Below are 23,346 nucleotides of genomic sequence, written 5' to 3' on the forward strand. Positions count from 1 at the left end.
CTCCTTTAGTTATGGATTTTAGTATTCGTTACAGATATAAGAGCAAGTTGGTATTGAAACAAAAACTCACAAGCTTCTAATAGTTTCTTGGCTTCAAAACCGGTTCGTCCCCATACGGTAATCCCGTGATTTCGAATGAGCACCGCCCCTTTATCCTCTTTAATGTGGGGTTGAAATGCATCTGCTAAAGTGGGGATATGTGCATGATTTTGAATGATTGGAATCGCAAGTGAATCATGTTCCCCCCATTTATCCCAAGCTTTAATCAGTTCCTGATTTTTCAATAAAACAACACCTTCATCCCCGTATATCTCACTGATCACGTTATTTGCCACAGTATGAACATGCAGGCTGCAGCCTGCTTTACTTTCTGTGAACACATAACGATGCAGGAGCGTTTCGGCTGATGGACGCAATGGTGTATCTTCAATCGCATCACCACGTGCATTTACAAGGAGAAAGTCTTCTTTCGTGTGTTTTCTTTTATCCTTGCCGCTTGCCGTAACCAGGAAAGTAACGGGGGAAGAACCTACACGTATGGCAAGGTTTCCACTTGTTCCCATAAACCAGTCCCTGTCTGCTAATTCTCTTTTTATTTCAGCAAGTTCTTCCCATTGTTCCTGATAGTTCACGTGATCACTCCTTCTTTTTCCAGGGCTTCGATACAGTCATGAAAGGTTTCAAAGGAAATGAAAGGTATTCCATCTTCTTTGCATTTTTGTGCAAGATAGTCCCTGGCTATCACCATATCCCCCTGCTTGGCCAATTCAAGATCTGTGACCGAATCACCGATCACGATGACACTGGCTCCTTCAGGTTTTGATAACGTTCTAAGGATGGAGGGTTTACAGCATCCACACCCCTTACTTCCACATTGTTCATCACAGGGATACGGCCATCGGATGGAAATCGTCGTTTCACTGAAGCTTGCTTCATTGCAAAAGACCCCTTGAAACGGACCATATGCTTCTAATATAGGATGAATAAAGAAATCGATTCCACCGCTTACAATGTACAGGGAAATCCGATTCTCTATCGTATATTCGACAAATTCCTTAAAGCCTTTACGTATAACCGCTGTATTTCTTAAATACTGGATCATTTCGTCCTTCATTGAGGAAGGAATAAGAGAGAATAATTGGGTGACTCCTTCTTTTATAGAAAGTGAGCGTTCTAAAACCGCATCCTTAATTGGTTCCCATTCCGGTGGGGCGAAATGCTTCATCAACGAAATGATATTATCGGTTTCTGTAATGGTCCCGTCAAAATCACAGAGAATAATCGGACGCGTCACTATACCTTTACCTCCTCTCCCCACAGAGACAGTGCTTTCCTGAGTTCACTTTGAGTTTCTGCTGCTTCTCTAAGATTCACTCCTTCTAATATGGCATCAATCGCCTGCAAGAATGCTTTCCCCCCACCGATTGCCCCATCAGGATGCCCATGGATGCCACCTCCGGCATTAATGACACAGTCAAACCCAAAGTCTTTCACCAATAGTGGTACAAGAGCAGGGTGAATCCCCGCTGATGGCACTGGCAACACCTTTTTGAAAAATGCATCTTCCTTGTTTAACTCTTCGCTGACGGATAATACTTGATCCTTATTCAGGGCGACGCTCCCATAAGGAGACGGAAATAAAGAAAAATCAGCCCCTGTCATTCGGAGAAATTTTCCCACCCATAGTGAATATCCAACTCCAAATGATGGGGATGCAGCCACAGCCCCTGCAAATGCAGGATGGGCCATGATGGGAAGAGAGATTCCGGGATCTTCTCTCAGTTCCTGAAGGACGTCGAGACCATAAGAGAAAACATTGAATAATAGTGCATCGGCACCAAGTTCACGGGCTCTCTTTGCTTTTTCCTTTAATTCAGAAGTCCTCCCTGAAAGATTTACGGCATACAGCGTTCTCTTACCAGTTTCTTCATACACTTCTTGTAATACTCTCTTTCCTGTCCTGATTCTCTCAATAAAGGGGGTAAGCGGGTTATCAAAAAGAATCTCATCGTCTTTTACAACATCCACGCCACCCATGGCCTGAGCTTTCAACTGATTTTCCAAAAAGGTAAAATCCCTTCCGATCACCCCTTTAAAGATACTCATCAGCAACGGCCTTTCCTTTATACCTGTTAACTCCCTTATTCCATCAATCCCAAACCGTGGTCCAGGATAATTCTTTTTAAGATCAGCGGAAAACTCTAAATCTACTAATTTCACTTCACCATCTAAAGAAAGCTTTCCAAAAACGGTTGTAAGGACTGCAGGCAGATCGTTTGAATAATTATGACCTGGATAACCGATCTTCACCAAACCGGTCGCACCATCTTCACTCTCACTGATGGATACTACTCTCCCCTTGTACTTCTGTAATTGTTCTTGTTCCAGTATAGGCAAGTCCGTCCACGAACCAACTGTTAATCCCAGGGCAATTCCTTCAGCCTTTTTTTCAAACGTTCCTGTTTTCCCCTTTATTTTATAAGTTGCTATCACTTCACTCATCGTCGTTCATCCTCCTTACAGAATACTCCTATCATTCTTTACAAAACAAAAAACCTCTTCCTGATAAGAAGAGGTTTGCCATTATCACTCTTTCTTATCTGTCAGCTCATTAGCTGCAAGAATTAGCACCGTGCTTGAAAAAGTCGGTTGCCGGGCTTCATAGGGCTGGTCCCTCCGCCTGCTCTTGATAAGAATCTAATTTTTTTATTTAATTCAGTTGGATTATTGCACCATTTCCCGCTGATGTCAATCCCTTTTGTGAAATAATTCTAAATTTTCTATACGGGAAATGGCTTCTTTTATGCGTTCGTTTGTGGTTAACAGCCCGACTCGGACGTACCCTTCCCCGTATTCTCCAAATCCTACGCCTGGTGCCACAGCAACATTGATTTTCTCGAGTAAATAGGTTGAAAACTCAACGGATGTGAATCCTTCCGGCACTTTCAGCCATGCAAAGAAAGAACCTTGTGGGGCTTTAACATCCCACCCTATTTCCTGCAGTCCTGAGATTAATAGATTCCTTCTATCTTCGTATGTAGCAACCAGATCGGTAACGCAATCCTGTGGACTTAATAAAGCCGTGGTTGCTGCTTCCTGAATGGCCCCGAACAGACTGACGTAAAGGTGATCCTGCAGGAGGTTGATCGCCTCTATGACACTCTTATTCCCCACAGCAAATCCGACTCTCCAACCGGCCATATTATATGTCTTCGAAAGTGTATAAATCTCGATCCCGACATCCTTTGCGCCTGTCGTTTCCAGAAAACTTATAGGCTTCTGTCCATCGAAACCAATTGCCCCATAGGCGAAGTCGTGCACTACACAAATATCATGCTGTGCAGCAAGTTCCACTGTTTCTTCGAAAAACTGTGATGTAGCGGTTGCACCGGTAGGATTATTGGGATAGTTGAGGAACATTACTTTGGCGTTTTCTAATTCCTCCGGGGAATGATCACTATAATCAGGCAAAAATCCATTCTCTTCTTTTAACGGCATTGTGACCATTTTCGCTTCAGCCAATGCAACCCCTGATAGATAATCCGGATACCCTGGATCGGGTACCAAAACACCATCGCCAGGGTTTAATAAACATTGCGGGATCTCAACTAATCCGGCTTTCCCTCCGAACAGGACGGCCACTTCTGTTTCAGGATTGATTTCTACCCCATATTCACGGAGGTAGAAAGCTGAAATCGCCTCTTTAAAGGATGTCAAGCCTCGAAATGGCGGATACTTATGATTGGCCGGCGAAGAAGCAGCTTCTTTCAGTTTATCCACAATATGCGGAGGCGTCGGTTGATCCGGATTTCCCTGCCCAAGATTAATGACGTCATGCCCCTTATTTACGACAGCATTCACTGTACCTGCTAGGGACGCAAAAAATTGTTGAGGCAACATTTCTAAACGTGATGCCTTTTTAAAGTTTTTCATTCATTCACCTACTCATTTTTTGAAAATTTATTACTTTCAAATTCTAGTCACAAATGATATAACGGAACATAAAGAATGTAAAGGAATAAATGCCAAATCGTACATAAAGAGGTGAAGAAAATGATTCATAAGATTGGTCTCGCCCAGATGGATATTGCATTTGGGAAACCTGAAGAAAATAAGGAAAAAGTCGAACAGTGGGTCAGAAAAGCAAAGGAAGATGGTTGCACTACGGTTGTACTTCCTGAACTGTGGACGACTGGCTATGATCTAACACGGATGGATGAGATCGCAGATGAAGGAGCAGAAGACTCCTCCACCTTCCTGACTTCCCTTTCAAAGAAATACTCCATCCACATCATAGGTGGTTCTGTAGCAAATAAATCAATGGACGGAGTCAGAAATACACTTATAGCAGTCGATTCAAAGGGTATACTCGTAAAACAGTATTCTAAGCTTCATTTGTTTAAATTAATGGATGAGCATCACTATTTACTTCCTGGACAGGAGGACGGGATGTTCTCACTGGATGAGACAAAGATGGCGGGTCTCATCTGTTACGATATCCGTTTTCCTGAATGGTTCAGAAAGCATGTATTGCTTGGAGCAAAAGTTGTTTTTGTCGTTGCTGAATGGCCAAGTGCAAGGATCGATCACTGGCAAACTCTCCTAAAGGCAAGGGCGATTGAAAATCAATGTTTCGTCATTGCCTGCAACCGGGTGGGCAGTGATCCCAATAATGAGTTTGGCGGCTGTTCACTCATTATTGATCCATGGGGTGAAATACTCGCTAAAGGAACTCAAACGGAAGAACTGGTCTCGGCTGAAATCAATTTACAAGAAGTAGAAAAAGTCCGCAAACAAATTCCGATCTTTCAAGATCGAAGACCAGAATATTATTAAGTCACTGATAAAAAATTTGTTGACATGGAAAATGCTTCAATGGTACCATTCAATTCAAATGATTCCGAAAATTAATTAAATAGCGTACGCAACTCTTATCAAGAGCTGGCTGAGGGATTTGGCCCTATGAAGCCCAGCAACCGACCATAATACCGTTGTAAGACGGGGCGCAGTATGCGCCGGATTGATTGATCCAGTAAGGCACGGTGCTAATTCCAACAGAAAGACTATCTTTCTGAGAGATAAGAGGTGACGAAGATCAATCTTCAAGCCTCTTTCGAACATGGAAAGAGGCTTTTCTCATGCCATGGAAAAGCCTCCGTAAACCGTTTTTAAAAGGAGGAATGAAAATGGCAATAACAGAACTCAATTCGTATCAACCACTTACTGAACAGTCGGCCTCCCAACTGGCCATTTCTTTAAAAATCTTTGCAGACGGCTCCCAATTATCATGTCAGGAAATTGGAGATGGAAACCTGAATTTGGTTTTTCGTGTAGTGGAAAGGGATACAGGGAAAGGAATCATCATCAAACAAGCTCTCCCCTATGCTAAAGTGGTCGGGGAAAACTGGCCACTGACAATCGAGAGGGCGAGAATTGAAGCGCGTGCCCTCATGCTTCAGCGTTCCTTTGTAGGCGACCTTGTACCCGAGGTGTTTTATTCGGATCCATTGCTCGCCATTACAGTGATGGAGGATTTAAGTCATCTGACCATCGCACGCGCCGGTCTAATTAAAGGAAATGTATACCCCCGATTATCAAAGGATATTGGTACATTTCTAGCAAATACATTGTATTTCACTTCTGATTATGCCCTACATCCCTTTAAGAAAAAAGAATATGTGAAGGAGTTTTCAAATCCTGAATTGTGCAAAATTACAGAAGACCTGGTTTTCACGGATCCTTTTTTTAATAGTGAAACCAATGATTTTGAGGAAGAACTTTTACCCGATGTTCAGCAATTATGGGATGATTTCAATGTAAAACTCGAAGTAGCAAAACTTAAGAAAAGCTTCCTAACCGAAGGTGAAGCCCTTCTGCACGGGGACCTTCATACAGGCAGTATTTTTGTGGATGACCAGCAAACAAAAGTCATTGATCCTGAATTTGCTTTCTATGGACCGATTGGGTTTGATATCGGTCAATTTATGGCAAACCTTATATTTCAAGTCATCTCAAATCCTGATGACAAGGAAACCATCCTGCAACATTTGAAAGATACTTGGATTATCTTTTCCACCACGTTTTCAAGACACTGGAAAGAAAGTGGTGACGCCTACACGAAGGTACAGGGTTACCTTGAATTTGTTCTTGAGAAAAGCTTTCAAGACAGCATAGGCTTTGCAGGATGTGAATGCATCAGAAGGACAATCGGACTTGCACATGTGGATGACCTCGACGGCATTGAAGATAAAGAACGGAGACTACAGGCTAAGCGCATATGTTTAAATCTCGGAAAACAACTCATTGTAAATCGTAAAGACATTCATTCAATAGATGATTTATTGACTCTAATAAAGGCACATTCGTAAATGTTAAAGGAGGTACTCATGACACATACACTTTCCATACCCACTTCACTCAAGTGGCATGAAGATCATTTACTGATCCTTAATCAGCAAAAGCTGCCGAATGTTGTGGAATATCTTAAACTTACCACCATCACAGAATATTTCGATGCGATCATTTCGCTCAAAGTGAGGGGGGCACCTGCCATCGGGATTACTGCGGCTTACGGATTGGCTCAGGCAGCAAGCCAATACGAAACGGATAACCTGGCAGAATTCAAAGATTATTTCTACCGAGATAAACAATACCTCTCTGATTCGAGGCCGACTGCCGTTAACCTTGTCTGGGCTTTGAATCGGCTGGAATATGCTCTCGAACAGGTTCGATCCACAAATGAAGCAAGAACTAACCTGCTCCACTCGGCCATCCAGATCCATGCTGAGGACGAAGAAGTATGCAGAATGATTGGTGAATATGGTCTTGGCTTATTGGGTGATAAGCGTAAGGTTATGACTATCTGTAATGCAGGCTCGATCGCAACAAGTAAGTATGGAACAGCACTTGCCCCCTTTCATTTAGGACGAGAAAGGGGGCTAGGATTTCAAGTATTCGCCTGCGAGACACGCCCTGTGCTTCAAGGTGCACGCCTCACCGCATGGGAGCTCCAGCAATCAGGGGTGGATGTGACTCTGATAACAGACAGTATGGCTGCCCATACCATAAAGGAGAAAGGAATCGAGGCGGTGATTGTCGGTGCAGACCGAATATCATTGAATGGGGATACAGCGAATAAAATAGGGACGTCTATGCTTGCAATCGTGTGCAACCATTACAAGATTCCATTTTACGTGGCTGCCCCATCATCCACATTCGATTTAAACTCCAGAACCGGGGAGGATATACCGATAGAAGAAAGGTCACCTGAGGAAATCACGAAGATATCCGGTTCTTTAATCGCTCCAGATGACATTCCGGTTTATAACCCGGCTTTTGATGTGACTCCTCATGAATTGATTACTGGCATCATCACTGAAAAGGGTGTGCTATTTCAAAACTTTGAGAAAAGCATTCAACAAATCTTAAATGTTAAATAACGAAGAAAAGAGAAGGATTTTCCCCTCCTCTTTTCTCTATCAATCAACTTAATTTTGTCGATCCCCACATCTCCTTTGGATTCACCTCATAAATACCATTCTCCCTATACATGAACTGGTGAATGATGAATTCCCTCCTTATGGTGGCAAAATCATCATGGTATTGTTGAATATATTCATTCAAATCTTTTTCCTTATATTTTTCTCCCACTTTTAATCCTTCCACCATATGTTCAAGAATGAATAATTTTTTCTTTTGTTGAGATGGAATATTCTTGATACGTCCACTTTTTTCGAGAAAATTATTTTTCACTTTCTGCTTTTCTTTCATTAATTTCTCCGACAACTCTCTTTCCCCTTTCTCTTCATGAGCAAAATGGCTGATCACCTGTCCGTGATGTTGTAATACTTTTCTATTCAAATAGTAGTAAACCGTGTTTTTCTCCCGTCGTGAATACACTAGATTGCATTCTTTCAGTTTTGTCAGATGATGGGAGATGGTGGGCGCAGTGAGTCCCAGCTTCCCGGCAATGGCACCAACGTGCAATCTTCCATCTGCAAGTAAATACATCACTTTGATACGTGTCGGATCTCCCATCGTTTTATGAAATGCTACCTGCTTACTTAGTTGCAATCAATTCCACCCTTTCCACTTCGATTCTCATCTAATTAGATAATAGTCTAAATAGAATGGTAAATCAAGTATTTTTCAGAATTCTTTGTCAGTAAACTGTTGAAAGCGGTATTTTCATAGGAAATAGAAATAAAACAGGCAGTCTCCTTTAGGAAACTGCCTGATCGATCTTATCTTTCTAATGACAATAAGGTTTCTTTCTTGTCTACTTGTTTACCTGCATAACCTGTCAGCGTTTTATTTTTCCCTATGACCCGGTGACAGGGGATGATAACGGGAAAGCGGTTGGCTTTATTTGCCTGTCCTACTGCTCGCACTGCTTTCGGCCGTTGAATGGCATGTGCTAGATCTTGATAGGACCATGTTTGTCCATATGGAATTTCCAGAAGAGCATTCCATACTTCTATTTGAAAAGCTGTACCATCTAATTTAAGAGGAAGATCGAATTCTCTCCTCTCCCCATTAAAAAATTCGTCAAGCTGCTCTTTCGCCTTCATTAAAATGGGATGCTCCGTTTCGCTCGTCACTCTTTCATCAACAAACTGTACAGACAGCAAATGAATATGATCCGCTGATAGCTTCAGATTTCCAATGGGACTCTCTACCGTAATTGTATGAATGGACATTTTGTAGAACTCCTTTATGATTTAGGAAGATAAATATGGAAGGTGGTTCCTTCTCCTACTTTACTTTCAACCCGAACACTTCCCTTATGCTCTTTGATAATTTTAAAGCTAACCATCAGGCCAAGTCCAGTCCCTCTCTCTTTAGTTGTATAAAAGGGTTCACCCAGCTTCTTGATTTTATCCTTTGAGATTCCGCCTCCCTGGTCTTTAATCTCGATATGAATCATTTCATCCCCTGTCTCATGTATGTTGATGGAAATCACGCCTCCATCAGTCATGACTTCAATCGCATTCTTGATGACATTGATGAATACCTGTTTTAGCTGATTGGGTTCAGCTACGATAGCGGGAAGGTCATCCTGATAGCTTTCTTCATATTGAACATTATGCATGACTGCCTGGGCACTCAGTAAATCTACTGTATCTTTCATAATTTTAATTAAATTCGTTTCTTGATATTGGATTGCCTGTGGCTTTGCCAGGACAAGAAACTCCGTAATGATCGATTCAATTCGTTGAAATTCAGAAGTGATCACATTAAAATACATTTCATGATCTTTACCGACACTGTTTTCAAGCAGTTGAATGAACCCTTTCAGTGCAGTCATCGGATTTCTGATCTCGTGGGCAATCCCTGCAGCAAGCTCACCTACAACACTTAACGTGTCTGATTTTCTTAATTGTTCCTGCATTTCGATTTGATCCGTAATATCGCGAATGATGGTTAAATTCAAGTTGGAAAGTAAATTATATTTTGATGATAGCTCTACATATTGAACTCTATCCCTGTAAGTTGTTAACGTCTTTAAAAAGGTTGCCTGACCTTCCTCTTTCAACTGCTGTAAATATTCATCATACGTTTCTTCACCGGGCTCTATATTCAATATTTCCCTTACATCTTTTCCTATAAGCTGATCTTTTTCCATATTAATGATTTTGCTCACTTCGGGATTTGCATCTACGACAACATAATTATGATTGGTCAGTAGCAATCCGTCTAATGATCCTTCGAAAATCTTCCTGAATCTCTCTTCACTCTCACGCAATTCTTTCTCCATTTGGTATCGTTCACTGACATTTCGGAAAATGGTCATATTATACCCATCAACAGAATGAAGTTTTGAAGTGAATTCTAAATGCTTCAGCTGATTGTTCGGCATGAGAAATAATACTTCATCCCTTACAGCTCCGCTTCTGTTTAGTTGTTCCATGACCAGATCAAACTTTTGACTTTCCAAAGGGTAAACGAAGTCCCTGATTTTTTTGGATAGGAGTTCAGAAAGCGTACACTCGAATATTTTCAGAGCTGAAGAGTTCGCTTTAAGGACCCTTCCGTCTTGATCCCACAGGACAATGGCATCGATCGCTTCCTCAAATAACCCTTTGAACAATTCTTCATTTCGCTTAAGCTGAATCTCCATCTGCCTCTTTTCAGTTACATCTCTAAGAATGGCCATATGGAGCTTGTGATGGACATAAGGGCTTGTGGTGAATTCCACGATTGACATGCTTTGTGATTTCTTGATAGGAATTTCACCGCGGGCTTTTTTGTTTTGAGAGATCAATTCTTTGATTTTGTCGATTTTATAGTGGGCATTCTCAGGAATGAAAGAGCTGATATTCCTGCTTGTGATCTCTTCCTTATCAAGTCCCACTTGTAAACTGAATGCATGATTTACATCATTGATATTCCCATGGATATCGAATAAGACGATTCCCTCTGATGCATTCTGGAAGATATTTGATAATAGGTGTACATTCAAATGATCCTTGCGTTCTTTCTCCTTCAATTCTGTAACATCCTTAAAATATAGATAAGCATTAGGAGAAATGGTCGATTTTTTTAACAATAGCTCGACATGAATGATTTTCTTCTCACTGACGTTCATCAGAGTTTCATCTTCAAGAGTTTTGCCTGTTTCCATGACTTCTTTATAATGGGCCACAATAGGAGCAGGTACTGAAGAGAAAAAGAGGCTAAACAGCTTCCCTACTACATCCTCATCATTTAATTGAAGGGTTTCATATGCCTCGGGGTTGGCATAAACGATGATTAACTCATGATTGATCACTAGCATCGGCATGGGTGAAGCTAAGCAAATTTCCCTATCAACGGGATGACATTGTCCCTCTTTTTGCTCTCTCTTCAATTTACTACTATTAGTCATTTCCTCATCCCCCTACTTTTTTAAAAGACGACCATTGGCTTAAGTCAGCTAGAAATCGCATAGCTTCCCATACTTTTGGTGATAATTAACAGTGAAATTCATGTTTTGCTCATTGTATCCTAGGGTAAGAATGAATGAGGATTAAACTTTTTAAAAGATGGTGAAGATATGAAACAGCGTGATTATTACTTCGATAATGCCAAATTCATTTTGATCTTTTTAGTGGTATTCGGACATGTTATCCGGTCCTATATTGAAAGTGATCCCTTTATCCTTTCTTTGTATAAAACGATTTACACCTTCCACATGCCTGCTTTCATTCTTGTAGCAGGATTTTTTGCAAAAGGTTTTTATAAAAAGGGATATATTCAAAAACTTGCTAAAAAATTGATACTTCCTTACATTGTGTTTCAATTGATTTACACGGTGTATTATCATTTTCTTTATCAAGAATCAACATTCGAGGTGGATCCTCTTAATCCACACTGGTCATTGTGGTTCCTCATCAGCCTTTTTTGTTGGAACGCACTGCTCTATGCATTCATCAAGTGGTTTAAGTTTAAACCGGTAACCGGACTTACAGTGGCCTTCTCCATTGGACTGATTGTTGGATTTGCAGATGTCATTTCGAATTATTTAAGCTTATCCAGGACATTCGTGTTTTTCCCGATCTTCTTGATGGGTTACTACATGGAAAAGGAGCATTTTGAATATTTTAAAACGAATAAAGCGCGTTTAGTGGCAGGTTCATTATTTGTAATCGTATTTCTTGGAATGTATTTCATCCCGGAATTTTCAGACAAATGGTTACTCGGCTCTAAGCCTTATGGAGATTTTGCATGGAATAGCGCCATCAGTATGGCAGTCAGGGCAGCAGTTTACTTATTGAACGTCGTCATGATCTTCAGCTTTTTTACTTTTGTGCCGACAAAGAGACAGTTTTTCACTAAATGGGGGAAAAACACTTTATATGTTTACTTGCTTCATGGTTTTCTCATCCGATTATTCCGTGAAAGCCAGCTTAAGGACATAATCGACCCGACTACTAGTTTATTACTGTTATTAGGTGTTTCTTTTGTTCTGACGATGATTTTTTCAACGAAATTCTTTACAAGCATCACACAACCGATCATTGAGTTTAAATCTACAAAATTGCAGAAACTTCTTTCAAAAAGAGAAATGAAAACAAGATAAACCTCACTAGAAAGGGCTGACCCAATTGTAACCATGGGCCAGTCCCTTTTCTTGTTAACTATTCCTTTTAGATTAGAATGCGAACTGGGATTCAACACAATTTTCAAAAAACTTATATTACCTATATTATTCGCACCTTTTCCTAAAATTCCTTCTAATAGTTACAATAAATTTAAATTCGTTTTAGACAAACATTGAGCTTTCTCGCAAGCTTAGATAAAATGATAATCAGTATGATGTACGAACATCTTATTTCATATGTAAAATAGCACCAATCATTCGTCTGGCTGTTCTCTCGCCGGGTTGATTTAGAATAAAGGAGATTATAAATGAAGAAAGTCGTTTTAAGTACGTTAAATGCAAAATATATTCACACGAATTTAGCCATTCGCTGTTTAAAGGCTTATGCAGAGCCCGAATATGAAATCGAGCTCTCTGAGTACACCATCAAGGATCCAACGCTTAATATCGCAACTGACTTATTCTCAAAGAAGCCTGACATCATCGGCTTCAGCTGCTACATCTGGAATATCGAAGAGACAATCAAAGTCATCAAAATCCTTCGTAAGATCATGCCTGAGGTTACCATCATCCTAGGAGGGCCAGAAGTGACGTATGATGTTCCGTATTGGCTTGAGCGTCTTGATGAAGTTGATTTTATCATCATTGGTGAAGGCGAAGAGTCCTTTAAGCAGTTATTAGATCAGCTTCACGGTGAAAAAGATTGGTCGAAGGTATTCGGTGTGGCTTATTTAGAAGATGGTAAACCTGTCATCAAGCCTCAACAAAATAAGATAGACCTTCGTGAAGTTCCTTCACCTTTCCGATTTCAGGAGGATCTTTCTCAGCTCGGTAAGAGGGTGACGTATATCGAAACAAGCAGGGGGTGCCCTTTCCGATGTCAGTTCTGCCTTTCTTCTATTGAAGTAGGTGTTCGCTACTTTGACCGTGAGAAGGTCAAGGAAGATATTCGATTCCTGATGGAACATGGAGCGAAAACCATTAAATTTGTGGATCGCACCTTTAATATCAGCAGGAGCTACGCGATGGAAATGTTTCAATTTCTCATTGACGAGCACCTGCCGGGTACCGTATTCCAGTTTGAAATCACCGCGGATATCATGCGGCCTGAAGTGATTGAATTCCTTAACGAACATGCTCCTAGAGGGTTATTCCGTTTTGAAATCGGTATTCAATCAACCAATGATGAAACAAATGACCTTGTCATGCGGAAACAAAATTACAATAAACTGACAAGAACCGTCACCATGGTGAAAGACGGTGGAAAAATTGATCAGCATCTCGATTTGATTGCAGGTCTGCCCGAAGAGGATTATCATTCATTCCGCAAAACATTCAATGACGTATTCGAATTGAGACCAGAAGAGCTTCAATTAGGGTTCTTAAAGATGCTTCGGGGAACAGGATTAAGAATTCGCGCCAATGATCATCAGTATACGTATATGGACCATTCTCCTTACGAGATCTTGGGTAATAATGTATTGTCTTTCGACGACATTGTGAGGATCAAGCAGGTTGAGGACGTTTTGGAAAAATATTGGAACGACCATCGCATGGATCGTACGATTGAATATTTGGTGACCAATTGTTTTGAAACACCATTCGATTTCTTCCAGCAATTCGGTTCCTATTGGGAGAATAAGGGGTGGTCACGAATAGGTCATCAATTAGAAGATTTATTCAGACGCCTCCATGAGTTCCTATCCACTGAGACAAACTTTCCTATTTCAATCATTGAAGGTCTCATGAAGCTGGATTATTTAGAGAATCAGAAGTATAAACCAAGAAAACCGTGGTGGACTCATGAACTTACAAAGGAAGATCGTTCAAATATCTATCAAACCCTATTGGCAGAACCTTCTATAGCAGGGGAAGCATTTGAACATTTAAAGCTCAATGAAAAAGAGTTGTATAAACACACCTTGTTGGAAACGATTCAATCCAAATCAGGTCAGGACCAGTACGTACTGGCCTACTTTGAGCCCTCTACCGGTCAATCGACTGTATTTGAATTTGATCGCGAACTTGTTTAGTGATAACAAAGAAAAAATGTTAAGCGAATCGCTTAACATTTTTTCTTTTTTTCTTGTGTTTTGGATTGTTTTTGTGTCACTTCAATAATCTTGGCTGCGTTAACGTCGCCAAATTCCTGACCAAATTCTTCCCGGAAAGACTGCTTTTTATCTTTCATCAGCTTCTTCCCTTTTTCCCTCTTGAAGAATTTCGATTCTTTCCTTTTGCCGGATCTTCCCCTTGAGTGAATTCAGCTGAGAATTCGGTCTCCTGCTTATTTTTAAGTGGAGTTTGATTGTTTTTTTCTGCTGCATTATACTGTGCTTTTCTTTTCAAAATGGCTCATCTCCTTTGTTGACCTTATTTTTCCCCTTTGTCCTTATTCCATTCTTCTAAAAACAGGCATTCCTTCCGTTCAATGAAAAAAGTTGAATAAATCAATGGTTAATCCGGAAACTAAGGGAAAAGGGTCGAATGAGGATATGACATGATACTAATTTTTTTGCTGGCTTACGCTATTTTAGGATGGAGATTTGGCAATTGGAAAGATTTCTTAAGCTATTATCCCACATTATTATTTTTTATTATTGGGGATTTACTCTCCCAGTTTCTTCTGTATGATTACTCCATGTGGGAATTCCGCACTGTCACTCCGATTGACGATTCCCTTTATTTGAATCACACCATTATTTCATTGAGTAAAATGGTCATTCAGTATACGGTGACTATCGCCATTTTTATTGGCAGGCTTCCCAATTCAAATTTCTTGAAGCTATGCTGGATTATACTGTGGACAGGAATTTATGGAGTGACAGAAGGTCTTTCCCATGTCCTGGGAATGATGACATACCATCACGGGTGGGGTTTCAGTTGGGATATTCTCTTTAATCTTATGATGTTCACAGTACTGATTGTACACCATAAAAACCCGATTTTAGGTTGGCTCATCTCTTTTCCCATCATCCTATTCCTTTTCCTTTACTTTGACGTACCGTATTCGGCATTGAAATAAAGTAGCGCATCTAAGACACAAAAAACGATGCTCCTTGAAGCATCGTTTTAAAAAGGAGTTCATTACCCTATAATGACCCGCTCTTTTGGGTAATGGTATTTCGCTGTCTTCTCTTTTCCACCTATCATAAAGAGGAATGAGAGTATTCCCACCCGACCGATAAACATTAACGCTATGATGACACATTTTCCAACAGATGATAATTCTGAGGTGATTCCCATGGATAATCCCGTCGTTCCAAATGCTGACGCCACTTCAAAGACAATCTCCATAATGGAATGATCCTCAGTGAATGTCAGGATGATCACAGATAAGAAGCAGATAAAAATCGCCATCATCGTCACGACGAGGGATTTAATAACATCTTGTTGATGAATTTCTCTCTTGAAAATTTTGATTGTCTGATTTCCCTTTGCGAAATGAAACAAAAATAAGATATTAAGGGCAAAAGTTGTAGTCCTGATTCCGCCACCAACAGAGCTGGGTGAAGCCCCTATGAACATAAGGGCACTCATGACCAACAAAGTGGGAGATGAGAACTCGGCCACGTTCATCGTAGCAAGTCCACCATTTCTGGTCGTGGCTGATTGGAAGAATGCATAAAAGAATGCTTCATGCCACTCCATACCGTTAAAAAAGCGGTTATATTCAAAGATAAAAATGACTAATGCCCCAAACAGCATCAACCCAAAAAATGTAACGGTAGTGATCTTAGAATATAAAGAAAAGTGATGCCTATTTCGTTGTTTACTCATTAGATAATCTTTGGTCTCTATCAGAACAGGAAATCCAATTGCACCCAAAGTTAATAAAATGATGTTGATGAATTGAACGAAATAGTCATTCGCATAAGGAATGAGGGACTGTCCTGTAATATCAAATCCGGCATTTGTTGTTGCACTCACTGAGGCAAATAATCCTTGTAAAAAGGCTTCCTGCCAGGTTGGATAATAACCTAAGAAATAGACACCCAAAATAAACGCCCCTACCATTTCGATAAAGATGATCAAAAGTAATATCTGCTTTAACAGACTGACCAATCCTGCAAGGCTCGTTTGATTCTGATCGGTCATAATCAGTCGTCGTTCTTTCAATCCAATCTTTTTTCCCACGATCAACCAGAAGAACGTACCAAGTGTCATGATTCCAATCCCGCCAAATTGAAGCACAAACATTAAGATGAAGATACCTGTCGTATTGAATGTATCTACTGTGCTCACAACGGTGAGCCCTGTTACACTTACAGCACTGACAGCTGTAAAGATCGCATCTAAGAAATTCCACTCTGCCCCTGATTTATGAGCTAAGGGAAGACTGAGCAGGATCGTCGCAATCGTCACGGCAAGAAAGTAATACGTGACGATGACTTGTGCAGGTGTTAATTTATTTAGATTGTATCTAAGCTTATACCACATATATGTATTTCCCTTTCAACGTTATTTCCTTTTCTATCTTAAAGAATATAGCTGAAGAATGAAAGGAAAATTGAATATTTTCTTTCATGTTTATTCTTCCTTTATTCATAGCCGATTAAACCAATCACTAGTATGATTTATCATATCTATGCAAACAATACAATTTCGGCGAAATATTACCATTCATGTTCGCCTTAGGTAATACAAATAATATGACTACTGAAACATTCATTGTTTCAAATATACTGGTGAGGAGGAAACCGACCATGGCTAGAAGTTCAAATAAGTTACTTGTTCCAGGTGTTGAACAATACCTTGATCAAGTGAAATATGAAATCGCTCAGGAATTTGGTGTGACGCTTGGATCTGATACAGTAGCACGCTCTAATGGATCAGTTGGTGGAGAAATCACAAAACGCCTCGTTAAACAAGCTCAGTCTCAACTAACTGGACAACAAACTAAATAATATGGCATCAGGGTAGCTGGAATATACCAGCTACCCTTTTCATTCAATAACAAAGACCCATTCCTAGAATGAGTCTTTGACAGGATCATTAATCTTTTCGATTATTTTTTCTTTCCTCATGATCTTCTTTCTTTTCTTCTTTTCTGTTTTCATTTTCATCATGCTTGCTATGATCCTGATTCTCTTTACTATGTGAATAATCCTTGTCATCCTGATTTGATTGATGGTGTCCTCTGTTTTCTTTATGACTTTGAGAATGATCCCTGTATTCTTGCTTATCAGGTTTTTCTTTTTCATCATTCTTACCAGGTTGAGGATTTTCACGTTTAGTATGAGCATCATTATGGATACCCTCGGGTTTACCTGTGCTTTGTTTCTTATCATTTACTGATGGTGTCACCTTTTGGTTCTCTTCATGGGAGTTTTTATCTTCCGTATTCGACTCTTGCTTTTCTATCTCTTTTTTGATACCCGAATTCTCATTTTTAACAGGTTCGATAGTGCGATAGGTATTTTTTTCAGATTCTCGAATGAGGGAACCAGCAGTCATGCCCTTCTCTGCTGCTTCTTCCCTAAATGCTTTGGAAGTTTCCTTTACGATGATGTTTGTGTGATGATCGGAACTGTAACCCTCGACAAACTCATTTAGCTCATCCAGTAATTCATTCTCTTTATTGCGATCGGTATCATCAAGGAACGAGGAAGTGATCAAAACATCTTGTTTATTCTTTAGATACCCAAGTCTTTCACTTAACAGAAGGATTTCCTTTGTCACTTTTCCCACATCTTCATTCTCCCAATGAGGAAGTTCTTTTATAAGGACTTTGGCATCATCATTGAATGGCTTGATTTCGATTACCTCCTGCCCTTTGTTCAAAGTTAATTCCATACTGGGATTGATGTCGACCGATACATAGGCATAAGCCCGATTGTTTTGGATCATCGCACTTGAAAGCACGGCAATGATGAGAACCAGGACTGTGAGCAATGAAGTCGATATTTTCCAATTCCATTTGAGGACTGGTTTAGAATCTGAGGATTCTTTATGCAGCGGAAAGAATGGTATCTCTTCCCCTATAGAATACTGTTGATCGGGTTGTTTTCTTCCTTTGAGAAACTCCCCTTCTGGTGTCATCATAATCAGGATATCCCGTTTGATTTCCATAATGATCCCTTGTTTCATATCTCTAACCGCCCTTTTAAATAATCCCGTAAATAAATATAATCCCCAATAAGGATCAGTGAAATAGCAATAATATATTTCCTGTTTCTCTCAATGGTTTTTCTGCTGACGTTTACCTGCTTCTCTAATTTTTTGATTGGTAACCGCTTTTTTTCTATAAGATAATCCAATATTTCCTTTGAGCTTACCACCTTGTTGGCGATTTCAATGGCATTCAATCTCGCATCTTCATGCTTAGGGGATTGTTCGACAAGCTCATGAAAGGATAGCTTGAAGTGTGCCAGTTGTTCTTGGAAAGACAGAATCTCTTCACGCCTCTTATTCGCTTCCTCCTGCTTTTCGAACTCCTCCACAGATACAATTTGATCAATCGTCAAATTGGAAGATTCTTCACCCTCATCACCCAAACTTATATCAATGCTAACATCCTGATACCTTCCATTTTTCCTGATATAATCGATCACTTTCCGTTTAATGATCACTTCGGAAAAACTAATGATAGAGGCGCCACGTTGTTGGTTATACTTTAAGATAGCATCATGAAAGGCAATCAGACCAATGCTGAATTCATCGTCACTTTCATAAATAAACCTTTTACAAACGGAAGATACCGTTTTCTTAATAAATGGTTTATAGTCTTCAAGTACTTCGTTCAATAATTGTTGATCCCCATTTTGTATATGAATCGCTATCTCTTCCAACGTTTGCTTTTTCTTTTGTTTTGCGAGTAGAAATAGTACTACATTTAGCATCAGCCTCACCCCATCCTGCACACTATTATACTCATAAGATATTGAATGTAAAAGGATATTAGGGAGAAAAGGGCTGAATGACAACCCTCTTCTGACTGATATGACAATAACGTTCAGCCTCTACCATGAGATCATGGATGATTATTCTTTATGGTGACCCTTACCGTGTTCTTGCCCTTTTTCACCGTGCTGATGTTTTTCAGCTGATTCTTGATGATGTTTCTTTTCTTCTTTTTGCTCATGACGGTATTCTTTTGCTTCTGTTTTCTCTTCTTTTCGTTCTTTTCTTGCTTCTTGTTTTGCTTCTTTATGTTGAGTTTTCCATTCGTTTTTCGCTTCTTTTTTCTCTACACGTGGAGTGACTTTTACTGTTTCTTCTTGTTTTTCCGTTTCATCAATTGTCGTTTCAGTACTTTGTTCTACTGTTTCTTCTGTTTCTACTTCTGCTGGTTCAGAGTTTTCCACTGTTGTTTCTTCAGCTTCTGTCTTTTCTTCAGATTCAGCCTCTTCTTTAGCTTCAGCCTTTTTCGCTGCTTTTTCTTCTATCTTTGCTAGTTTTTCAGCTAATTTCTTATAGCTCTTTTCGATATTCTTCTGTAGAGCCGCTTTAGCTTTAGGGTTTTGTACTTTTTCTAAATTCGCTTTAAGAGATAGGATGTTTTGAGCCATCATTTCTTCCATGTCACTCATATCATCTGATTTCTCTTCTGTTTGCTCTTTTGTCTCACTATCGTCTGATTTTTCCTCTGTTTGCTCTTTTGTCTCACTATCATCTGATTTTTCTTCTTTTACAGAATCTTCATCAGTTGCATTTTCTGAACCATCTTCCACGTCGGATTTATAAGAATCAGTTTCTCCGTTTCCTTCCTCCGTTGAATCTTTTTCACCTTCATCGTCAGACCACTGATCTTCAGATTGTTGAATTAACTCAATTGCGTTATTCAAGGCTTCGATGGCATCTTCTTGTTTACCATCTTTAAATAGGGCTTCTACTTCTGCCAATCTTTCTGCAGCGTAACCAGCTAATAATTTTGCTTCTTTCGCATCATCCATTGTAAAGGCGAGCTGAATCTTTTCAATAGCCAACTTCGCAAAATAGAAAAAGTCACCAGGTAGTAAGGAAGGCGTCTCAGTAGATTCTTCCAGTTTTTCGATTTCATTCTTTGCTGAATTCAACATAGCATCGTCGTTCACAGCAACGTTTGTATTAGATGTTGAGTTCTCTTGTTCCATTTTGATTGTATCGAAGTTTTCGTCGTTCGAGTTTGCAAACGCGAATGTACTTGGAAAGGTAATGGAACTTGCTACAATAACAGCTAATGATGATTTCATGATTTTAGATTGTTTATTCATATGTACACCTCTTGAGTTATTAGTATTTGGCCGATCGATCGCCTTATTAAAGGAGTTACGTATTGAAGATTTTTTTTGAGGGGGTTTCTCACAATAAAAATTGAAAATGATTTTTAAAGAAGTGCGAGTAAGTAGAGAAATTCACTACGGAATCCTTTGTTTAAAGGCTTTTAACTTCTCAAAAAAAAAAAGCTAACGTGAATGTGACACGTTAGCTTTTGATAAAGTTTATTCTGCTTTGGCTTCTACTTCTTCTTCTGTCTGTTTTGCTTTTTTTCTGGATAATAAATATCCTCCTACAGAAAGCAGGATCAGGACACTCCAGAATACAAGCTTCCATGCTTTAGATTCTGGGAAATGATGATCCAGTATGGCTACATCAGGATGGGCAAGGGTAAATACCGCAAGCTTCACTCCAACCCAGCCAACAATTAAGAAGGCTGCTGATTCTAAAGTAGGGTATTTCTCCAGCAATTTAACAAACCATGTCGCTGCAAATCGCATAATCACTAAACCAATGATGCCGCCGAGGAACATGACAATAAACTGTCCTCCATCTATTCCCCCTACATCAAACCAGCCTGTCGGTTTAAGAGTGACGGCTAAGGCAACTGCCGCCAGCATCGAGTCAACCGCAAATGCGATATCAGCAAGCTCTACCTTAAGTACCGTAGTCCAAAATCCCGATCCCTTTGATGGTTCTGCCTCTACAGCCCCAGTATCTTTTCTCTTTTTAACGAAATGGTGAATGGCCACGTAGAATAAGTAGATGGCCCCGATTGCCTGTACCTGCCACACATTGACTAAGAAAGAAATGAGGAATAGTGCCGCGAACCTGAATACAAATGCCCCTAAAAGACCATAAAAAAGTGCTTTTTTTCTTTGTTCCACAGGAAGATGTTTGACCATGACAGCCATAACAACCGCATTATCCGCAGCTAAAATCCCTTCAAGACCTACCAATATCAGCAGGACCCATCCATATTCCAATAACATTGAAGCATCCATACCTTTAGTCCCTCCCTATTCACATAGTTAGTTTTCCAATAGGCAAGGAATTTTATAAAATAAAAAGACCCTTGCCTAAATAAGGCAAAGGTCTTGCTTAGCATACGGATATGCCAACAAAGCCGATGGAATACTCCATGAATTGACGACTTTGTTTAGGTATAAAACCTATAGCTACTCCCCTTTGACAGGTAGAAAACGTTAATTTGTATACATGTATTCTACCTCATAAAGAAGACTTCGTAAAGATATAAGATTTATTTAAAGCGGATCAGGATGGAACGAAACATAAACCCCAGGATGACTCCGGGAATCACGAATAGTATGGGTAAAAAAATCGGACCGATAAATTTTCCGAATAGATAAACCTTTGGTGAATACATAAGGCCCACTGTCACCATATAGGCAGACATAACAAAAGGCAAAAAGCTGTACCTTGCCTCTTCTCCATCAGCAAGCTTATAAGCATCCCACATAGCAAACATATATAAACAAGGATAAAACATCAACCATTGATAATCAATGACACTGGCTGCTTTATGTGTATCCCCCAAAAAGCTATACATGATTCCCAGATTGAAATGACTTTGAACATTGATGATGATCTCAAGTATGACGAACAGCGCTCCCTTAAACCACAAACCGACAAGCAATTGAGGAAAACCCGGCAGGGCGATACTCCAAAGGATTCCTTCTAATTTGGTTATGGATGCTTTCATGTGCATCCCTTGGAACTGAATAATTGGTGACATAGGTCCCCAGCATAGCGCTTTGAGTTATGGATGTGTATGTATCTGTCTGGATGTTGATTCAGGGAAAGTGACATCTTGAGATTCCTCCTAATGATGCTTCTCCTCTTATTTTTACCATATCTCTCCCAATTATTACGGCTCCCTGATTGAATGTATCCATCCAACATTTAATATTAATTAATTTTCACATGTAAATGCTCATTGGAAGAATGCTGAAGGTAGAAGGCCACCATATTTTCGATTTGACTGTCAAAGGTTGGACATTGAATCGATGAGCCTTCTAAATCCTGTTGGGCCGTTTGACAATCGAATCTCCCTTGAAGTGTGAAATAATCCAATGCTTCCCTTTCAACCCCTAAGAACCGACGTATGGAACGAATGCGAAGTGCCCAATTAGTAAGGGACAGCGGAATATTTCCTCTCGGCTTCTTTTTCAGCATTTGCCATAAGATCTTCTCATACACTTCCTTTACCATGAGAGGTTCCGGATCTGTAAGGTGATATGTCTTTCCCTTGCCTATTTCTTCATGACCAAGGTAGATAGATGCCCTTACAACGTATTCGACAGGGACAATATTTATATGGGATCTGCCTTCACCCAGATAGGGTATCCATGGGAGAAAGGATAATCGTTTAAACATATTCATGATGAAGTATGGTCCATCAAATTTAATGGTCTCTCCTGTCTTCGAATTTCCTTTCACAATTCCCGGACGAATGATGCTGACCGGCAGCTTGTCCTTTACATTCTCCACAAGAACCTCTGCCTCATATTTCGTCTGTTCATAGTAGTTATGAAATCGTACTGGATAGATCAATTCATTTTCCATTATTTCACCTTCACGAGATCCAGCGACAAATGCGGTGGAAAAGTACACATATCTCTTTAAAAGGTAAAGGGTTTGACAGAAATCGTTCACTTGGCGAGTTCCTTCTACATTGACTTTTAGGGCGAGCTTTTTAGGAACGGCAAGATCATACAGGGCTGCTAAATGCCAGACATATTCGACTTCATTGCGCACCCTTGAGAGATTTTCTGCAGACATACCGAGATCCCGTTTTGTAATGTCACCTTCCACAAGGATCAGTTCACCTTGGGATAATGACCTTAGTTTCTGTATACCTTCTTCTGCTTGCTTGGTCATTGAGTTCAGATGGAGTAAGTACACTTTTAAAACCTTCTCCTGTCTAAGCAGTTCCTCTACAATATTTAAACTTAGAAACCCTGGAAATCCCGTGATAAAATATACCCCTTTGTTCATTTGGCTGACCTCTCCCTCAGGTTATTTTTCTAAAAAAAGAGTTAACC

General features: G+C 39.9%; 23 protein-coding genes and 3 riboswitches. Of the genes, 7 read left to right on the forward strand and 16 right to left on the reverse strand.

Going from position 1 to position 23,346, the window contains the following annotated elements; all coding sequences use genetic code 11:
- Window positions 1-5 precede the first annotated feature (5 nt).
- The 4 genes from ACIGG7_RS11860 to ACIGG7_RS11875 form a co-directional block, all read right to left on the reverse strand.
- On the reverse strand, window positions 6-632 hold the full coding sequence (locus ACIGG7_RS11860; protein WP_397549865.1) for a methylthioribulose 1-phosphate dehydratase: 627 nt from the start codon (window positions 630-632) through the stop codon (window positions 6-8).
- On the reverse strand, window positions 629-1,294 hold the full coding sequence (locus ACIGG7_RS11865) for a 2-hydroxy-3-keto-5-methylthiopentenyl-1-phosphate phosphatase (protein ID WP_397549866.1): 666 nt from the start codon (window positions 1,292-1,294) through the stop codon (window positions 629-631). The genes ACIGG7_RS11860 and ACIGG7_RS11865 overlap by 4 nt, the downstream gene beginning before the upstream one ends.
- Window positions 1,294-2,502 (reverse strand): 2,3-diketo-5-methylthiopentyl-1-phosphate enolase, encoded by a 1,209-nt coding sequence (locus tag ACIGG7_RS11870; RefSeq protein WP_397549867.1) that lies wholly within the window; start codon window positions 2,500-2,502, stop codon window positions 1,294-1,296. The genes ACIGG7_RS11865 and ACIGG7_RS11870 overlap by 1 nt, the downstream gene beginning before the upstream one ends.
- A 91-nt stretch (window positions 2,503-2,593) precedes the next feature.
- Window positions 2,594-2,696, reverse strand: a riboswitch (SAM riboswitch).
- A 52-nt stretch (window positions 2,697-2,748) separates the two neighbouring features.
- The gene (locus tag ACIGG7_RS11875; RefSeq protein ID WP_397549868.1) at window positions 2,749-3,933 is read right to left on the reverse strand and encodes a pyridoxal phosphate-dependent aminotransferase; all 1,185 of its coding nucleotides are present in this window, start codon (window positions 3,931-3,933) and stop codon (window positions 2,749-2,751) included.
- 120 nt (window positions 3,934-4,053) lie between these two features.
- Here ACIGG7_RS11875 and ACIGG7_RS11880 point away from each other — a divergent pair, with 120 nt between their 5' ends.
- The 3 genes from ACIGG7_RS11880 (at window position 4,054) to mtnA (ending at window position 7,439) form a co-directional block, all read left to right on the forward strand.
- Window positions 4,054-4,836: a carbon-nitrogen family hydrolase gene (locus ACIGG7_RS11880; RefSeq protein WP_397549869.1), complete on the forward strand. Its 783-nt coding sequence runs from the start codon at window positions 4,054-4,056 to the stop codon at window positions 4,834-4,836.
- Window positions 4,837-4,928: 92 nt separating this feature from the next.
- Window positions 4,929-5,085: riboswitch (SAM riboswitch) on the forward strand.
- A 101-nt stretch (window positions 5,086-5,186) separates the two neighbouring features.
- On the forward strand, window positions 5,187-6,368 hold the full coding sequence (gene mtnK, locus ACIGG7_RS11885) for an S-methyl-5-thioribose kinase (protein WP_397549870.1): 1,182 nt from the start codon (window positions 5,187-5,189) through the stop codon (window positions 6,366-6,368).
- A gap of 18 nt (window positions 6,369-6,386) precedes the next feature.
- Complete coding sequence (mtnA, locus tag ACIGG7_RS11890) at window positions 6,387-7,439, forward strand: S-methyl-5-thioribose-1-phosphate isomerase (RefSeq protein WP_397549871.1); 1,053 nt, start codon at window positions 6,387-6,389, stop codon at window positions 7,437-7,439.
- Window positions 7,440-7,482: 43 nt separating this feature from the next.
- On the opposite strand, the gene ACIGG7_RS11895 is transcribed toward mtnA, so the two are convergent.
- From ACIGG7_RS11895 to ACIGG7_RS11905, 3 genes are all read right to left on the reverse strand, one after another.
- Entirely contained in the window at window positions 7,483-8,073 is a 591-nt protein-coding gene (locus ACIGG7_RS11895) for a DUF2087 domain-containing protein (protein WP_224941461.1), read from the reverse strand.
- A gap of 170 nt (window positions 8,074-8,243) precedes the next feature.
- A complete protein-coding gene (locus ACIGG7_RS11900; RefSeq protein ID WP_397549872.1) occupies window positions 8,244-8,699 on the reverse strand; it encodes a methylated-DNA--[protein]-cysteine S-methyltransferase in 456 nt (151 codons plus the stop codon).
- A 14-nt stretch (window positions 8,700-8,713) separates the two neighbouring features.
- Window positions 8,714-10,867 carry a PAS domain S-box protein gene (locus tag ACIGG7_RS11905; RefSeq protein WP_224941463.1) on the reverse strand — a complete coding sequence of 718 codons (2,154 nt, stop codon included), beginning with the start codon at window positions 10,865-10,867 and terminating at the stop codon, window positions 8,714-8,716.
- A gap of 168 nt (window positions 10,868-11,035) precedes the next feature.
- Between ACIGG7_RS11905 and ACIGG7_RS11910 the strand changes: the two genes are divergently transcribed.
- Together ACIGG7_RS11910 and ACIGG7_RS11915 are read left to right on the forward strand one after the other, a co-directional pair.
- Window positions 11,036-12,061, forward strand: coding sequence for an acyltransferase family protein (locus tag ACIGG7_RS11910; RefSeq protein ID WP_224941464.1), 1,026 nt, complete (start codon window positions 11,036-11,038; stop codon window positions 12,059-12,061).
- A gap of 329 nt (window positions 12,062-12,390) precedes the next feature.
- Window positions 12,391-14,115: a B12-binding domain-containing radical SAM protein gene (locus tag ACIGG7_RS11915; RefSeq protein ID WP_397549873.1), complete on the forward strand. Its 1,725-nt coding sequence runs from the start codon at window positions 12,391-12,393 to the stop codon at window positions 14,113-14,115.
- Window positions 14,116-14,147: 32 nt separating this feature from the next.
- On the opposite strand, the gene ACIGG7_RS11920 is transcribed toward ACIGG7_RS11915, so the two are convergent.
- Together ACIGG7_RS11920 and ACIGG7_RS11925 are read right to left on the reverse strand one after the other, a co-directional pair.
- Window positions 14,148-14,273, reverse strand: coding sequence for a hypothetical protein (locus tag ACIGG7_RS11920; protein WP_397549874.1), 126 nt, complete (start codon window positions 14,271-14,273; stop codon window positions 14,148-14,150).
- Window positions 14,273-14,431: a hypothetical protein gene (locus tag ACIGG7_RS11925; protein WP_224941466.1), complete on the reverse strand. Its 159-nt coding sequence runs from the start codon at window positions 14,429-14,431 to the stop codon at window positions 14,273-14,275. The genes ACIGG7_RS11920 and ACIGG7_RS11925 overlap by 1 nt, the downstream gene beginning before the upstream one ends.
- Window positions 14,432-14,582: 151 nt before the next feature.
- Here ACIGG7_RS11925 and ACIGG7_RS11930 point away from each other — a divergent pair, with 151 nt between their 5' ends.
- Window positions 14,583-15,107 carry a hypothetical protein gene (locus tag ACIGG7_RS11930; protein ID WP_224941467.1) on the forward strand — a complete coding sequence of 175 codons (525 nt, stop codon included), beginning with the start codon at window positions 14,583-14,585 and terminating at the stop codon, window positions 15,105-15,107.
- A 62-nt stretch (window positions 15,108-15,169) separates the two neighbouring features.
- Here the strand turns inward: ACIGG7_RS11930 and ACIGG7_RS11935 are convergent, their stop codons facing one another.
- Window positions 15,170-16,522 (reverse strand): TrkH family potassium uptake protein, encoded by a 1,353-nt coding sequence (locus ACIGG7_RS11935; protein ID WP_224941468.1) that lies wholly within the window; start codon window positions 16,520-16,522, stop codon window positions 15,170-15,172.
- Between the two features lie 266 nt (window positions 16,523-16,788).
- On the opposite strand from ACIGG7_RS11935, the gene ACIGG7_RS11940 reads away from it, so the two are divergent.
- Window positions 16,789-16,989 (forward strand): alpha/beta-type small acid-soluble spore protein, encoded by a 201-nt coding sequence (locus ACIGG7_RS11940; protein WP_034763616.1) that lies wholly within the window; start codon window positions 16,789-16,791, stop codon window positions 16,987-16,989.
- 88 nt (window positions 16,990-17,077) lie between these two features.
- Here the strand turns inward: ACIGG7_RS11940 and ACIGG7_RS11945 are convergent, their stop codons facing one another.
- The 6 genes from ACIGG7_RS11945 to ACIGG7_RS11970 form a co-directional block, all read right to left on the reverse strand.
- Window positions 17,078-18,172: an anti-sigma factor domain-containing protein gene (locus ACIGG7_RS11945; protein ID WP_397549875.1), complete on the reverse strand. Its 1,095-nt coding sequence runs from the start codon at window positions 18,170-18,172 to the stop codon at window positions 17,078-17,080.
- Window positions 18,169-18,924 carry an RNA polymerase sigma factor SigI gene (gene sigI / locus ACIGG7_RS11950; protein ID WP_397549876.1) on the reverse strand — a complete coding sequence of 252 codons (756 nt, stop codon included), beginning with the start codon at window positions 18,922-18,924 and terminating at the stop codon, window positions 18,169-18,171. The genes ACIGG7_RS11945 and sigI overlap by 4 nt, the downstream gene beginning before the upstream one ends.
- Window positions 18,925-19,065: 141 nt before the next feature.
- A complete protein-coding gene (locus ACIGG7_RS11955) occupies window positions 19,066-20,277 on the reverse strand; it encodes a DUF5667 domain-containing protein (protein ID WP_397549877.1) in 1,212 nt (403 codons plus the stop codon).
- 228 nt (window positions 20,278-20,505) lie between these two features.
- Complete coding sequence (locus ACIGG7_RS11960; RefSeq protein WP_224941472.1) at window positions 20,506-21,285, reverse strand: TerC family protein; 780 nt, start codon at window positions 21,283-21,285, stop codon at window positions 20,506-20,508.
- A 99-nt stretch (window positions 21,286-21,384) separates the two neighbouring features.
- Window positions 21,385-21,480: riboswitch (yybP-ykoY riboswitch) on the reverse strand.
- 62 nt (window positions 21,481-21,542) lie between these two features.
- Window positions 21,543-22,010, reverse strand: coding sequence for a hypothetical protein (locus ACIGG7_RS11965; RefSeq protein ID WP_397550048.1), 468 nt, complete (start codon window positions 22,008-22,010; stop codon window positions 21,543-21,545).
- A gap of 200 nt (window positions 22,011-22,210) precedes the next feature.
- Window positions 22,211-23,299, reverse strand: coding sequence for an SDR family oxidoreductase (locus ACIGG7_RS11970; protein ID WP_397549878.1), 1,089 nt, complete (start codon window positions 23,297-23,299; stop codon window positions 22,211-22,213).
- Window positions 23,300-23,346: the final 47 nt, after the last annotated feature.

Origin of the sequence: Rossellomorea sp. NPDC077527 (genome assembly GCF_044542955.1) — a bacterium.
In the GTDB taxonomy this organism is placed as follows: domain Bacteria; phylum Bacillota; class Bacilli; order Bacillales; family Bacillaceae_B; genus Rossellomorea; species Rossellomorea aquimaris_E.